At 69.7% G+C, this 13278-nt stretch carries 13 protein-coding genes; 12 read left to right on the forward strand and 1 reads right to left on the reverse strand.

Features of this window, described 5'->3' with window-relative positions; translation table 11 throughout:
• Positions 1 to 343 precede the first annotated feature (343 nt).
• The 12 genes from glyA (at position 344) to ACFV57_RS32385 (ending at position 11939) form a co-directional block, all read left to right on the forward strand.
• A complete protein-coding gene (gene glyA, locus ACFV57_RS32330) occupies positions 344 to 1681 on the forward strand; it encodes a serine hydroxymethyltransferase (RefSeq protein ID WP_385239501.1) in 1338 nt (445 codons plus the stop codon).
• A gap of 100 nt (positions 1682 to 1781) precedes the next feature.
• Entirely contained in the window at positions 1782 to 3164 is a 1383-nt protein-coding gene (locus ACFV57_RS32335) for an MraY family glycosyltransferase (RefSeq protein ID WP_385239503.1), read from the forward strand.
• A gap of 291 nt (positions 3165 to 3455) precedes the next feature.
• Positions 3456 to 3893: a hypothetical protein gene (locus ACFV57_RS32340; RefSeq protein WP_385239505.1), complete on the forward strand. Its 438-nt coding sequence runs from the start codon at positions 3456 to 3458 to the stop codon at positions 3891 to 3893.
• Positions 3894 to 4172: 279 nt separating this feature from the next.
• Entirely contained in the window at positions 4173 to 4970 is a 798-nt protein-coding gene (gene atpB, locus ACFV57_RS32345; RefSeq protein WP_385239635.1) for a F0F1 ATP synthase subunit A, read from the forward strand.
• Between the two features lie 81 nt (positions 4971 to 5051).
• Positions 5052 to 5294: an ATP synthase F0 subunit C gene (atpE, locus tag ACFV57_RS32350; RefSeq protein WP_030595669.1), complete on the forward strand. Its 243-nt coding sequence runs from the start codon at positions 5052 to 5054 to the stop codon at positions 5292 to 5294.
• Between the two features lie 61 nt (positions 5295 to 5355).
• Positions 5356 to 5904, forward strand: a complete 549-nt coding sequence (locus ACFV57_RS32355) for a F0F1 ATP synthase subunit B (protein ID WP_385239637.1) — start codon at positions 5356 to 5358, stop codon at positions 5902 to 5904.
• On the forward strand, positions 5901 to 6716 hold the full coding sequence (locus ACFV57_RS32360) for a F0F1 ATP synthase subunit delta (protein ID WP_385239507.1): 816 nt from the start codon (positions 5901 to 5903) through the stop codon (positions 6714 to 6716). The genes ACFV57_RS32355 and ACFV57_RS32360 overlap by 4 nt, the downstream gene beginning before the upstream one ends.
• A 151-nt stretch (positions 6717 to 6867) precedes the next feature.
• Positions 6868 to 8460 carry a F0F1 ATP synthase subunit alpha gene (atpA, locus tag ACFV57_RS32365; protein WP_385239509.1) on the forward strand — a complete coding sequence of 531 codons (1593 nt, stop codon included), beginning with the start codon at positions 6868 to 6870 and terminating at the stop codon, positions 8458 to 8460.
• Positions 8461 to 8480: 20 nt separating this feature from the next.
• Entirely contained in the window at positions 8481 to 9401 is a 921-nt protein-coding gene (locus ACFV57_RS32370; protein WP_385239511.1) for a F0F1 ATP synthase subunit gamma, read from the forward strand.
• A 5-nt stretch (positions 9402 to 9406) separates the two neighbouring features.
• Positions 9407 to 10849 carry a F0F1 ATP synthase subunit beta gene (atpD, locus tag ACFV57_RS32375; protein ID WP_385239513.1) on the forward strand — a complete coding sequence of 481 codons (1443 nt, stop codon included), beginning with the start codon at positions 9407 to 9409 and terminating at the stop codon, positions 10847 to 10849.
• Between the two features lie 107 nt (positions 10850 to 10956).
• Entirely contained in the window at positions 10957 to 11340 is a 384-nt protein-coding gene (locus tag ACFV57_RS32380; protein ID WP_003981308.1) for a F0F1 ATP synthase subunit epsilon, read from the forward strand.
• 149 nt (positions 11341 to 11489) lie between these two features.
• On the forward strand, positions 11490 to 11939 hold the full coding sequence (locus ACFV57_RS32385; protein ID WP_385239515.1) for a DUF2550 domain-containing protein: 450 nt from the start codon (positions 11490 to 11492) through the stop codon (positions 11937 to 11939).
• A 114-nt stretch (positions 11940 to 12053) separates the two neighbouring features.
• Here ACFV57_RS32385 and ACFV57_RS32390 read toward each other — a convergent pair.
• Positions 12054 to 13278, reverse strand: a 1225-nt coding sequence (locus tag ACFV57_RS32390) for a glycoside hydrolase family 18 protein (protein WP_385239517.1), incomplete at its 5' end; no start/stop codon positions are given.

Consider the following 13278-nt stretch of genomic DNA (forward strand, 5'->3'; position numbering starts at 1 on the left):
CCGCCCGCCCCGCCCCGCCCCGCCCCGCCCCGCCCCGCCCCGCCCCGGCCCGGCCCGGCTCGGCTCGGCCCCCGGGCCCCCGGGCCCCCGGGCCCCTCGGGCCCCCGAGCCCCCCGGGGGACCCGCCCGGCCCCCCTGCTTCGCCAGATCCGCTCCGGCCCCGGACCGCGGGCCCGGCCCCCCGAGGGCCCGTCCGGCCCCGCCCCGGCCCCCGCCCGCCCCACCCCCACCCCACCCCCGCCCCGCTCCCCGCCCCCGTACCCGCCCGGTACCGTCCGCCGCGCCCGAAGGCCGGACCGCGCCTACATTGGGACCACGTCCCGTACGAGGCCCGGAGCACGCCATGCCCGCCACCACCACGTCATCCCGGAGCGACACCACGGCTGCCCGGAGGGAGGCGGTCCGGCCGGCGGCGGGGGAGAGCGCAGACGTGCCGCCCTCCTGGGCCCCCGACTTCGCCGGGCTGCTGGAGCAGGACCCCGAGATCGCCGGGGTGCTGCTCGCCGAGGCCGCCCGGCAGGGCGACGGGCTGCAGCTCGTCGCCGCCGAGAACTTCTCCTCCCGGGCCGTACTGGCCGCCCTCGGCTCCCCGCTCGCCAACAAGTACGCCGAGGGCTATCCGGGCGCCCGGCACCACGGCGGCTGCGAGGTCGTGGACCTCGCCGAGCGGCTCGCCGTGGAGCGCGCCAAGGCCCTGTTCGGCGCCGAACATGCCAACGTGCAGCCGCACTCCGGGTCCTCGGCCGTCCTGGCCGCCTACGCCGCCCTGCTGCGCCCCGGGGACACCGTCCTGGCCATGGCGCTGCCGCACGGCGGGCACCTGACCCACGGCTCCCCGGCCAATTTCTCCGGCCGCTGGTTCGACTTCGCGGGGTACGGCGTCGACCCGCGCACCGGCCTGCTGGACTACGACGAGGTGCGCGCGCTGGCCCGCCGCCACCGCCCCAAGGCCATCGTCTGCGGCTCGATCTGCTATCCGCGGCATCTGGACTACGCCGCCTTCCGGGAGATCGCCGACGAGGTGGGCGCGTATCTCATCGCGGACGCCGCGCACCCCATCGGGCTGGTCGCCGCCGGCCTGGCGCCCAGCCCCGTCCCGTACGCGGACGTGGTGTGCGCCACCACCCACAAGGTGCTGCGCGGCCCCCGCGGCGGCATGATCCTGTGCGGTGCCGAGCTGGCCGAGCGCATCGACCGGGCGGTCTTCCCCTTCACCCAGGGCGGCGCCCAGATGAACTCGGTCGCCGCCAAGGCCGTCGCCTTCGGCGAGGCCGCCACCGCCGCCTTCGCCGCCTACGCGCGGCAGGTCGTCGCCAATGCGCGGGCGCTGGCCGGTTCGCTGGCCGAGGAGGGGCTGCCGGTCACCACCGGCGGTACGGACACCCACCTGATCACCGCCGACCCGGGGCCGCTGGGCGCGGACGCCCGCACGGCCAGGGGGCGTTGCGCGGCCGCGGGCATCGTGCTGGACACCTGTGCCCTGCCGTGCGCCGAGGACCCGTCCGGCCGCCGTCCCGGGCTGCGGCTGGGCGCCGCCGCCCTGACCACCCAGGGCATGCGCGAGGCCGAGGCCGTACAGGTCGGCGCGCTGATCGCGGCGGCCGTCCGGGAGGACCCGACGGCCCGCGCGGCGACCGCGGCATTGGTCCGGCGTCATCCCCCATATCCCGATCGGGGCTGATGCCCTGCAACCATTCGCGGGCCGGGGTTGTCTTCCCTTACGTTCACGGATAGGGGGCGGACACGCATATGGTGTGTGGCTGTGATGGCCAGCGATACCAATGGGGCAGCCCGTGCGTGAATACCTGCTGACGCTGTGCGTCACGGCCGCGGTCACTTACCTGCTGACCGGGCCGGTACGGAAATTCGCCATCGCGGCCGGCGCGATGCCGGAGATCCGCGCGCGCGACGTACACCGCGAACCCACCCCGCGGCTCGGCGGCATCGCCATGTTCGGCGGGCTGTGCGCGGGTCTGCTGGTCGCCGCCCATTTCACCAACCTCAAGTCCGTCTTCGAGCACTCCAACGAGCCGCGCGCGCTGCTGTCCGGCGCCGCGCTGATCTGGGTGCTGGGCGTACTGGACGACAAGTGGGGCGTGGACGCGCTCGTCAAGCTGGGCGGCCAGATGATCGCCGCCGGTGTGATGGTCCTTCAGGGCCTGACGATCCTGTGGATTCCGGTGCCGGGCATCGGCACCGTCTCGCTGAGTCCCTGGCAGGGCACGCTCCTGACGGTCGCTCTGGTCGTCATCACCATCAACGCCGTCAACTTCGTGGACGGCCTGGACGGGTTGGCCTCCGGCATGGTGTGCATCGCCGCCGCGGCCTTCTTCATGTACGCGTACCGGATGTGGTTCGGGTACGGCATCGAGGCCGCCGCGCCCGCGACGCTGTTCTCGGTCGTCCTGATGGGCATGTGCCTGGGCTTCCTGCCGCACAACATGCACCCGGCGCGGATCTTCATGGGCGACTCGGGCTCGATGCTGATCGGGCTGGTCATGGCGGCCGGCGCGGTCTCGGTGACCGGCCAGGTGGACCCGGACCTGCTCAACCTGAAGGCGGGCAGCGTCCGCGAGGCCACCCACGCGATGGTGCCGGTCTACATCCCGCTGCTGCTGCCGCTGACGATCATCGCGGTGCCGGTCGCCGACCTGGTGCTGGCCATCGTGCGCCGTACGTGGAAGGGCCAGTCGCCGTTCGCCGCCGACCGCGGGCACCTGCACCACCGGCTGCTGGAAATCGGCCATTCGCACAGCCGCGCTGTCCTGATCATGTACTTCTGGTCCGCGCTGATCGCCTTCGGCGCGGTGGCGTATTCGGTCAACAACGCGAGCGTCTGGGTCGTGATGGGCATCGTGCTGCTGAGCGCGATCGGGCTCGTCCTCCTGCTGCTGCCGCGGTTCACGCCGCGGGCGCCGCGCTGGATGGAGTGGATGGTCCCGCCGCGGTACCGGCGCAGCGTGCAGGCCGCGGCCGTGGCGGCGGCCGCCGAGGAGAGTGCGGCGGTCGACGGGGCGGGGCACCCGGACGGGGTGCGCCGGCCGGGCGCGGAGGGCGTTCCGGAGCGGGAGCGCGAGGCGGTGCCGGCGGGTATCCACGGGGCCACCGCGATCGGTGACCGTTCGCGGTTCTCGGACCGGCGCAAGGCCGGAAGTCATCGCTGAGACGCGTTTTCGCTCCCACGAGCTACGTTCGAAAATACTCCCAAACGGGTCCTATAGCAGACAGACCGACGCAGCGTCCCGCTCCAACGCGCGGATTACTGCTCACGTGTGACGGGTAGCACACCGAACAGGTAAAGACCTCATCAAATAGTTTGTGATACCGTTCACGAAACCCGGCGACAGAGCCGAAAGACCGAAGTGCGACGGTCTTCCGGCCTCAGGTTGTCCCTCAGGCCGGGTCTACGCTCGTCCCTGACGACACCACCCCCATTTTCCTGCCGGAGCGCCGCCATGCAGTCCACTGACGCCCGCCTACTTGCCAATGTCTCCGTACCCTCGCTCGCCACCGGCGCCGTCGGCGTCGTGGTCAGTGCTGTGGTCGCGGGCGGGCAGGGAGCGGTGGGCGCGCTCATCGGCACGGTGCTGGTGCTGTTGCTGATGGGCTCCGGCCTGGTGATCCTCCAGCAGACCGCGAAGCGCCTCCCGGATCTGTTCCAGATGATGGGACTGCTGCTGTACGCCGTGCAGATCCTGGCGGTCGCGATCTTCATGATCGTCTTCAAGGACACCACGCTCTTCAACGTCAGGGCGTTCGCCTTCACCTTGCTCGCGACGGTCCTGGTGTGGATCGCGTTCCAGGCCCGTAGCTATATGAAGGCAAGGATTCTCTACGTGAATCCCGAATCCGCCGAGTCCAAGAAGGCGGAAACCACGGGGTCGCGGACGTGAGCCGTAGGGCCGGAATAAAAGCCCACGCGAGAGCCTGCTATCGTCCGGTGCCAACTGCGGCGCAGTCGGCGCAGGCGGCTGAGCTTCCAGGTCCCGAGTCCAGGGACCGGTTGCACGAACGGCCCATGCCTGTGATCCGGACCGGCCCCGCGCCGATCAGCCGCCCCCCAATCCGTAAGACCAGTCCAGTGCCGCACCGTGGCTCAATGCCGCGCCGACACAACGAGGTTGCCGTACCCATGCGCCACGCTGAAGGAGCTCGCGGTGAGTGCTGAAACGATGCTCGCCCTCGACACGGAGTGCCACCTCTTCATCCCGGGGTGTGGCTTCGAGGCCCCGGGCCTTCATTCGTTCGTCTTCGAGCCCCTTTTCACCATCGGTGGCTACGAGTTCAACAAGCCGATGATGCTGGCTCTGCTCAGCACGGTCGTCGTGGTGGGGTTCTTCTGGGCCGCCTTCGGCCGCGCCAAGGTGGTGCCCGGCAAGCTCCAGATGATCGGTGAGGCGGGTTACGACTTCGTGCGCCGCGGGCTCGTCTACGACGCGCTCGGCAAGAAGGAGGGCGAGAAGTACGTCCCCTTCATGGTCACCCTGTTCTTCTTCGTATGGATCATGAACCTGTGGTCGATCATTCCGGTCGCCCAGTTCCCGGTGACCTCGGTCATCGCGTTCCCCCTCGGCCTCGCCCTGGTGGTCTACGTCACCTGGCTCGTGCTGACGTTCAAGAAGCAGGGCTTCGTCGGCGGTCTGAAGAACCTCTCCGGCTACGACAAGTCGCTCGGCTGGGTCCTCCCGCTGATCATGGTCTTGGAGCTGCTGCAGCACCTGGTCATCCGGCCCTTCACGCACGCGGTCCGGCTGTTCGCGAACATGTTCGCGGGCCACATGCTCATCCTGATGTTCACCGTCGCCAGCTGGTACATGCTGAACGGCGTCGGCATCGCCTACGCGAGCGTCTCGTTCGTCATGACCCTCGTGATGACGGCCTTCGAGATCTTCATCCAGGCCATCCAGGCGTACATCTTCGTGCTCCTGGCCTGTAACTACATCCAGGGCGCGCTCGCCGAGCACCACTGAGCCCCCAGGTACCCCAGCAGTCCCCACCAGACGTCCGGTGGCCAACCCCCACCGGTCCATGAAAGAGAAGGAAGACACGGCATGTCCGCGACTCTCGAACTCGCCGCCGGCCTCACTGGCAACGTCGCTTCGATCGGCTACGGCCTCGCCGCCATCGGCCCCGGCGTCGGCGTCGGCATCATCTTCGGTAACGGCACCCAGGCCCTGGCCCGTCAGCCCGAGGCCGCCGGCCTGATCCGCACCAACCAGATCATGGGCTTCGCCTTCTGCGAGGCGCTCGCCCTCATCGGCATCGTCATGGGTTACGCGTACCCGTCGGCCTGATCACGGACCGATCGACGACGCCACTTAGACGGAAGGCATTGATGTGAGCGCCCTGGTGAACATGGCGGCGGAGGTTCCTGAGAACCCCCTCGTCCCGCCGATTCCAGAGCTGGTCATCGGCCTGGTCGCTTTCTTCATCGTCTTCGGCTTCCTCGCGAAGAAGCTCCTCCCGAACATCAACAAGGTTCTGGACGAGCGCCACGCGAAGATCGAAGGCGGTATCGAGAAGGCGGAGGCCGCACAGGCCGAAGCCCAGCAGGTCCTGGAGGACTACCGGTCCCAGCTCGCCGACGCGCGCCACGAGGCCGCCCGGCTGCGCCAGGAGGCGCAGGAGCAGGGAGCGACGCTGATCGCCGAGATGCGTGCCGAGGGCCAGCGGCAGCGCGAGGAGATCATCGCGGCCGGCCACGCGCAGATCGAGGCGGACCGCAAGCAGGCCGCGCAGTCGCTGCGCCAGGACGTGGGCAAGCTGGCCACGGAGCTGGCGGGCAAGCTGGTCGGCGAGTCCCTGGAGGACCACGCCCGCCAGAGCCGGACCATCGACCGCTTCCTCGACGAGCTTGAGGCCAAGGCGGCGTCGGACTCGACGAAGGCAGAGGCCGGCCGATGAATGGAGCGAGCCGCGAGGCACTCGCCTCCGCACGCGAGCAGCTCGACGCGCTGACGGACAGCACCACCGTCGACGCGGCGAAGCTCGCCGAGGAGCTGGCTGCCGTCACCGCTCTGCTCGACCGCGAGGTGTCGCTGCGTCGGGTCCTCACCGACCCGGCGCAGGCCGGCGAGGCCAAGGCCGAGCTGGCCGGGCGTCTGCTCGGCGGCCAGGTCGGCGGCGAGACCGTCGACCTGCTCTCCGGCATGGTCCGCTCCCGCTGGTCGCGCTCGCGTGACCTGTCGGACGCCACCGAGGAGCTGGCGTACGGCGCCGACCTCGTCGCGGCGCAGCGGGCCGGCGCCCTCGACGACGTCGAGGACGAGCTGTTCCGGTTCAGCCGGATCGTCGCCTCGTCGCACGAGCTGCGCGCGGCACTGACCGACCGCACCACGCAGGGCCCGGCCAAGGCCGAGCTGCTGCGCTCGCTGCTGGGCGGCCGGGTCAACCCGGTCACCGAGCGGATCGTGGTCCGGCTTGTCGCACAGCCGCGGGGCCGTAGCCTGGAAGCAGGGCTGGACGCCCTGTCCAAGCTGGCCGCGGCGCGCCGGGACCGGATGGTCGCGGTCGTCACCTCCGCGGTCCCGCTCAGCGACACCCAGCGGCAGCGCCTCGGCGCGGCACTGGCGTCGGTGTACGGACGGCAGGTCCACCTGAACCTCGACGTGGACCCCGAGGTCCTCGGCGGAGTCCAGGTCCGGATCGGCGACGAGGTCATCAACGGCAGCATCGCGGCACGCCTCGAAGAGGCGTCCCGGCGGATGGCCGGCTGACCCACCCACCAACTCAAGAAGTAGTACGGCGGCCCGAGTTGGGCCGTGGACGCAGTGAAATCTCGGGGGCAACCGCCCCTGCCTGCGGCGGGGGGACGTGCATGACCCCCGTAAACGACGACGGGCCCAACAAGGAGAGCAGGGAACCCAGATGGCGGAGCTCACGATCCGGCCGGAGGAGATCCGGGACGCGCTGGAGAACTTCGTCCAGGCGTACAAGCCGGACGCGGCCTCGCGCGAGGAGGTCGGGACGGTCAGCGAGGCCGGTGACGGCATCGCGAAGGTCGAGGGTCTTCCCTCGGCGATGGCGAACGAGCTGCTGAAGTTCGAGGACGGCACCCTCGGTCTCGCGCTGAACCTGGAAGAGCGCGAGATCGGTGCGGTCGTCCTCGGTGAGTTCAGCGGTATCGAGGAGGGCCAGCCGGTGCGCCGCACCGGTGAGGTGCTCTCGGTCGCCGTGGGCGAGGGCTACCTCGGCCGCGTCGTCGACCCGCTGGGCAACCCGGTCGACGGCCTCGGCGAGATCGAGTCCGAGGGCCGCCGCGCCCTGGAGCTCCAGGCTCCGGGCGTCATGGTCCGCAAGTCGGTCCACGAGCCGATGCAGACCGGCTACAAGGCCGTCGACTCGATGGTCCCGATCGGCCGTGGCCAGCGTCAGCTGATCATCGGCGACCGCCAGACGGGCAAGACCGCCCTGGCCGTCGACACGATCATCAACCAGCGCGACAACTGGCGCTCCGGCGACCCGAAGAAGCAGGTCCGCTGCATCTACGTCGCCATCGGCCAGAAGGGCTCCACCATCGCGTCCGTGCGCGGCGCGCTGGAGGAGGCCGGTGCCCTGGAGTACACGACCATCGTCGCCGCCCCGGCGTCCGACCCGGCGGGCTTCAAGTACCTGGCGCCCTACACCGGCTCGGCCATCGGCCAGCACTGGATGTACCAGGGCAAGCACGTCCTGATCATCTTCGACGACCTCTCGAAGCAGGCCGACGCCTACCGCGCCGTGTCCCTGCTGCTGCGCCGCCCGCCGGGCCGTGAGGCGTACCCGGGTGACGTCTTCTACCTGCACTCCCGCCTGCTGGAGCGCTGCGCGAAGCTCTCCGACGAGCTCGGTGCCGGTTCGATGACCGGTCTGCCGATCGTCGAGACCAAGGCGAACGACGTGTCGGCGTTCATCCCGACCAACGTCATCTCCATCACCGACGGCCAGTGCTTCCTGGAGTCCGACCTGTTCAACGCGGGCCAGCGCCCGGCGCTGAACGTCGGTATCTCCGTCTCCCGCGTCGGTGGCTCCGCCCAGCACAAGGCCATGCGCCAGGTCTCCGGCCGGCTCCGCGTGGACCTCGCCCAGTTCCGTGAGCTGGAGGCGTTCGCCGCCTTCGGCTCCGACCTGGACGCGGCCTCCAAGGCCCAGCTCGCCCGTGGTCAGCGCATGACCGAGCTGCTCAAGCAGGGCCAGTACCAGCCGATGCCCGTCGAGGAGCAGGTCGTCTCCATCTGGGCCGGTACCACCGGCAAGATGGACGAGGTCCCGGTCCAGGACATCCGCCGCTTCGAGCGCGAGCTGCTGGACTGGATGGGCCGCGAGAAGAAGGAGCTGCTCACCAGCATCGCCGAGGGCGCCAAGATGTCCGACGACACCATTCAGGCGCTCACCGACACGGTCGCCACCTTCAAGCAGCAGTTCGAGACCTCGGACGGCCGGCTTCTCGGTGAGGACGCTCCGGTCAGCACGAGCAAGTGACGACGGAAGGGACCTGATCCATGGGAGCCAAGCTCCGGGTCTACAAGCGTCGCATCCGCTCCGTCACCGCGACCAAGAAGATCACCAAGGCGATGGAGATGATCGCCGCCTCGCGCATCGTCAAGGCGCAGCGCCAGGTGGCGGCATCGACGCCGTACGCGAGTGAGCTGACCCGCGCGGTGACGGCGGTTGCCACCGGCTCGAACACCAAGCACGCCCTGACGACCGAGGCGGACAACCCCACGCGGGCCGCGGTGCTGCTCATCACGAGCGACCGCGGTCTGGCCGGCGGCTACTCCTCCAACGCCATCAAGGCCGCCGAGCAGCTCACCGAGCGGCTCAAGGCCGAGGGCAAGGAGGTCGACACCTACATCGTCGGCCGCAAGGGTGTCTCGTACTACGGGTTCCGTGAGCGCAAGGTCACGGACTCGTGGACCGGCTTCACCGACAGCCCGACGTACGCGGACGCCAAGGCCGTCGCCGGGCCGCTGATCGCCGCCGTCCAGCAGGACACGGCCGAGGGCGGCGTGGACGAGCTGCACATCGTCTACACGGAGTTCGTGTCGATGATGACGCAGACGCCGGTCGACGACCGGCTGCTGCCGCTGAGCCTCGAAAAGACGGCGGAGGAGGCCGAGGCCTCGTCCAAGGGCGAGATCCTGCCGCTGTTCGACTTCGAGCCGTCGGCGGAGGACGTCCTGGACGCCCTGCTGCCCCGGTACGTCGAGTCGCGGATCTACAACGCGCTGCTGCAGGCGGCCGCCTCCAAGCACGCCGCCACGCGGCGCGCGATGAAGTCGGCGACCGACAACGCGGAAGAACTCATCAAGTCGCTCTCGCGGCTTGCCAACGCGGCCCGCCAGGCCGAAATCACCCAGGAAATCAGCGAGATCGTCGGTGGCGCGAGCGCACTGGCCGACGCGACCGCGGGGAGTGACTGACAACTATGACCACCACTGTTGAGACGGCCACGGCGACGGGCCGCGTCGCGCGGGTCATCGGCCCGGTCGTCGACGTGGAGTTCCCCGTCGACGCGATGCCGGACATCTACAACGCTCTGCACGTCGAGGTCGCCGACCCGGCCGAAGAGGGCAAGCTCAAGACGCTGACCCTGGAGGTCGCCCAGCACCTGGGTGACGGCCTGGTCCGCGCCATCTCGATGCAGCCCACCGACGGCCTGGTCCGCCAGGCCTCGGTGACCGACACCGGCGCCGGGATCACCGTCCCGGTCGGTGACGTCACCAAGGGCAAGGTGTTCAACACCCTCGGCGAGATCCTGAACGTGGACCCGTCCACGGTCGAGGTCAACGAGCGCTGGCCGATCCACCGCAAGGCCCCCAGCTTCGACCAGCTGGAGTCCAAGACCGAGATGTTCGAGACCGGCGTCAAGGTCATCGACCTGCTGACCCCGTACGTCAAGGGCGGCAAGATCGGTCTGTTCGGCGGCGCGGGCGTCGGCAAGACCGTCCTCATCCAGGAAATGATCTACCGCGTGGCCAACAACCACGACGGTGTGTCGGTGTTCGCCGGTGTCGGTGAGCGCACCCGTGAGGGCAACGACCTCATCGAGGAGATGTCGGACTCCGGCGTCATCGACAAGACCGCGCTGGTCTTCGGCCAGATGGACGAGCCCCCGGGCACCCGTCTGCGGGTCGCGCTGGCCGGTCTGACGATGGCGGAGTACTTCCGTGACGTCCAGAAGCAGGACGTCCTCTTCTTCATCGACAACATCTTCCGGTACACCCAGGCGGGTTCCGAGGTGTCCACCCTGCTGGGCCGCATGCCCTCCGCGGTGGGTTACCAGCCGAACCTGGCGGACGAGATGGGTCTCCTCCAGGAGCGCATCACCTCGACCCGTGGTCACTCGATCACCTCGATGCAGGCGATCTACGTCCCCGCGGACGACCTGACCGACCCGGCGCCGGCCACCACCTTCGCCCACCTGGACGCGACCACCGTTCTGTCGCGCCCGATCTCGGAGAAGGGCATCTACCCGGCGGTGGACCCGCTGGACTCGACGTCCCGCATCCTGGACCCGCGCTACATCTCGCAGGACCACTACAGCTGTGCCTCGCGGGTCAAGACGATCCTGCAGAAGTACAAGGACCTGCAGGACATCATCGCGATCCTCGGCATCGACGAGCTGGGCGAGGAGGACAAGCTCACCGTCCACCGCGCCCGCCGCATCGAGCGCTTCCTGTCGCAGAACACCCACGTGGCGAAGCAGTTCACCGGTGTCGACGGCTCGGACGTGTCGCTGGACGAGTCCATCGCGGCGTTCAACGCGATCGCCGACGGTGAGTACGACCACTTCCCCGAGCAGGCGTTCTTCATGTGCGGTGGCCTTGAGGACCTGAAGGCGAACGCCAAGGAGCTGGGCGTCTCCTGAGGCCCGGCGCGTTCCGGGGGCGGCCCTGGCCGCCCCCGGCCGTCACGACCACTAGTATTTGACCCAACATCTGCCGCACCCGGCAGGTGGAGACCCGAGGAGCCATCGTGGCTGAGCTGCACGTCGAGTTGGTCGCCGCCGACCGTCAGGTCTGGTCGGGCGAGGCCAGCCTGGTCGTCGCGCGCACCTCGTCGGGCGACATCGGCGTCATGCCGGGGCACCAGCCGCTGCTCGGCGTGCTGGAGTCCGGCCCGGTGACGATTCGTACGACCGGTGAGGACGGGGACGGCACCGTCGTCGCCGCCGTGCACGGCGGCTTCATCTCGTTCGCCGACAACAAGCTGTCTCTGCTCGCGGAGATCGCCGAGCTGTCCGACGAGATCGATGTCCAGCGCGCGGAGCGGGCCTTGGAGCGGGCGAAGTCGGAGGCCGACGCGGCCGCCGAGCGCCGCGCCGATGTCCGGCTGCGTGCGGTGGCGGGCGTGCACTGAAGCCCACCACCGACGAGTTCGTCCCTCAGCCGCGGGCTGCGCTGGAATCCTCCAGGGCGGTCCGCGGCTGAGGCAATGCAGGTGCGTTTTCCCCCTCGCGCCCGAACCGGCGCGGGGGCACCCCCAACGAGGCGAGGAGGTCGGTTCGGATGGTCCTCGCTCTGCTTGTGAGCGGCTCGGTCGTCGTACTGGTGCTGCTGGGGCTCTTCGTCTTCGGGCTACGGCGGCGGCTCATCCAGCGCTCCGGCGGCACGTTCGACTGCAGCCTGCGCTGGAACGTGCCCGACGAGGAGGCCGAGCCCAGCGGCAAAGGGTGGATCTACGGCGTCGCGCGCTACAACGGCGACCGGGTGGAGTGGTTCCGCGTCTTCTCCTACGCGCCCCGCCCCCGCCGCGTCCTGGAACGCTTCTCCATCGAGGTCCTGGAACGCCGCACCCCGCAGGGCGAGGAAGAACTGGCCCTGCTCTCCGACTCCGTCGTGCTCGCCTGCCGCCACCGCGGTACGAGGCTGGAGCTGGCGATGAGCGAGGACGCCCTGACGGGCTTCCTGGCGTGGCTGGAGGCGGCGCCTCCGGGGCAGAGAGTGAACGTGGCTTGAGGGGCCTGCCGGCCCGGGCCACCTGATGTACGGCCGTCCGTCGGCTGAACCGGCCGAAGGCCGGGAAGGCGGGGGCGACGCCGCCTTCCCGGCCGGTCCGGGGGTGGGGCCGGGTTACTTCAGGCCGCTGTCGATCGCGGTCATCAGTTCGCCGTTGGCCGTGTCACCGCTGAACTCCCAGAAGAACGCGCCGCCCAGTCCCTGCTGCTTGGCGTAGTTCATCTTTCCGGTGATGGTGGCCGGGGTGTCGTAGCTCCACCAGTTGCTGCCGCAGCGGGCGTAGGCGGTGCCGGCGACGGTGCCGGTGGACGGGCAGCTCGTCTTGAGGATCTTGTAGTCCTCGATGCCGGCCTCGTACTTGCCGGGCGCCGGGCCGGTGGCGGTGCCGCCGGGGGCGTCCTGGGTGACGCCGGTCCAGCCGCGCCCGTAGAAGCCGATGCCGATCAGCAGCTTCTTCGCGGGCACGCCCTTGGCCTTGAGCTTCTGCAGGGCGGCGTCGGTGTTGAAGCCCTGCTTCGGGATGCCGGTGTAGGACGTCAGGGGCGAGTGGGGGGCGGTGGGGCCGGTCTTGTCCCAGGCGCCGAAGAAGTCGTACGTCATGACGTTGTACCAGTCGGCGTACTGCGAACCGCCGCCGTAGTCGGCCGCGTCGATCTTGCCGCCGTCGGAGCCGTCGGCGGTGATCGCCGCGGTGACCAGCTGCTTGCCGAACTTGTCGCGCATCGCCTTCATCATGTTGCTGAAGGCCGCCGGGCCGCTGGTGTCACAGGACAGGCCGCAGGCGTTGGGGTACTCCCAGTCCAGGTCGATGCCGTCGAAGAGGCCGGCCCAGCGCGCGTCGTTGACGAGCTGGTAGCAGGAGTCGGCGAAGGCGGCCGGGTTCTTGACCGCGTCGGTGAAGCCGCCGGACCAGGTCCAGCCGCCGAAGGACCACAGGATCTTGATGTTCGGGTACTTCGCCTTGAGCTTCTTGAGCTGGTTGAAGTTGCCGCGCAGCGGCTGGTCCCAGGTGTCGGCGGCGCCGTCCACGCTCTGGTCGGCGGTGTACGCCTTGTCGGTGGCCGCGTAGGCGTCACCGATGGTGCACTTGCCGCCCTGGACGTTGCCGAACGCGTAGTTGATGTGCGTCAGCTTGCTCGCGGAGCCGGAGGTGACCAGGTTCTTCACGTGGTAGTTGCGGTCGTAGACGCCCCACTCGGTGAAGTAGCCCAGCTTGACCGCGTCGACGGGCTGTCCGCCGCCGCCGGTGGTGCGGACGGTGGTGGCCGCACTCGCGGGGCCGGTCTGGTCGGCGGTGTCGCGGGCGACGACGGTGTAGGTGTAGTCGGTGCCCTTGGTC

The sequence above is a fragment of the Streptomyces sp. NPDC059788 genome, assembly GCF_042732265.1.
Classification (GTDB): Bacteria; Actinomycetota; Actinomycetes; order Streptomycetales; family Streptomycetaceae; genus Streptomyces.

Coding starts and splice junctions, on each gene's coding strand:
- ACFV57_RS32355 (WP_385239637.1), top strand. CDS start 5,356: ATGGCGGCGGAGGTTCCTGAGAACCCCCTCGTCCCGCCGATTCCAGAG.
- atpE (WP_030595669.1), top strand. CDS start 5,052: ATGTCCGCGACTCTCGAACTCGCCGCCGGCCTCACTGGCAACGTCGCT.
- glyA (WP_385239501.1), top strand. CDS start 344: ATGCCCGCCACCACCACGTCATCCCGGAGCGACACCACGGCTGCCCGG.
- ACFV57_RS32335 (WP_385239503.1), top strand. CDS start 1,782: ATGGGGCAGCCCGTGCGTGAATACCTGCTGACGCTGTGCGTCACGGCC.
- atpB (WP_385239635.1), top strand. CDS start 4,173: ATGCTCGCCCTCGACACGGAGTGCCACCTCTTCATCCCGGGGTGTGGC.
- ACFV57_RS32370 (WP_385239511.1), top strand. CDS start 8,481: ATGGGAGCCAAGCTCCGGGTCTACAAGCGTCGCATCCGCTCCGTCACC.
- atpD (WP_385239513.1), top strand. CDS start 9,407: ATGACCACCACTGTTGAGACGGCCACGGCGACGGGCCGCGTCGCGCGG.
- ACFV57_RS32340 (WP_385239505.1), top strand. CDS start 3,456: ATGCAGTCCACTGACGCCCGCCTACTTGCCAATGTCTCCGTACCCTCG.
- ACFV57_RS32360 (WP_385239507.1), top strand. CDS start 5,901: ATGAATGGAGCGAGCCGCGAGGCACTCGCCTCCGCACGCGAGCAGCTC.
- ACFV57_RS32385 (WP_385239515.1), top strand. CDS start 11,490: ATGGTCCTCGCTCTGCTTGTGAGCGGCTCGGTCGTCGTACTGGTGCTG.
- atpA (WP_385239509.1), top strand. CDS start 6,868: ATGGCGGAGCTCACGATCCGGCCGGAGGAGATCCGGGACGCGCTGGAG.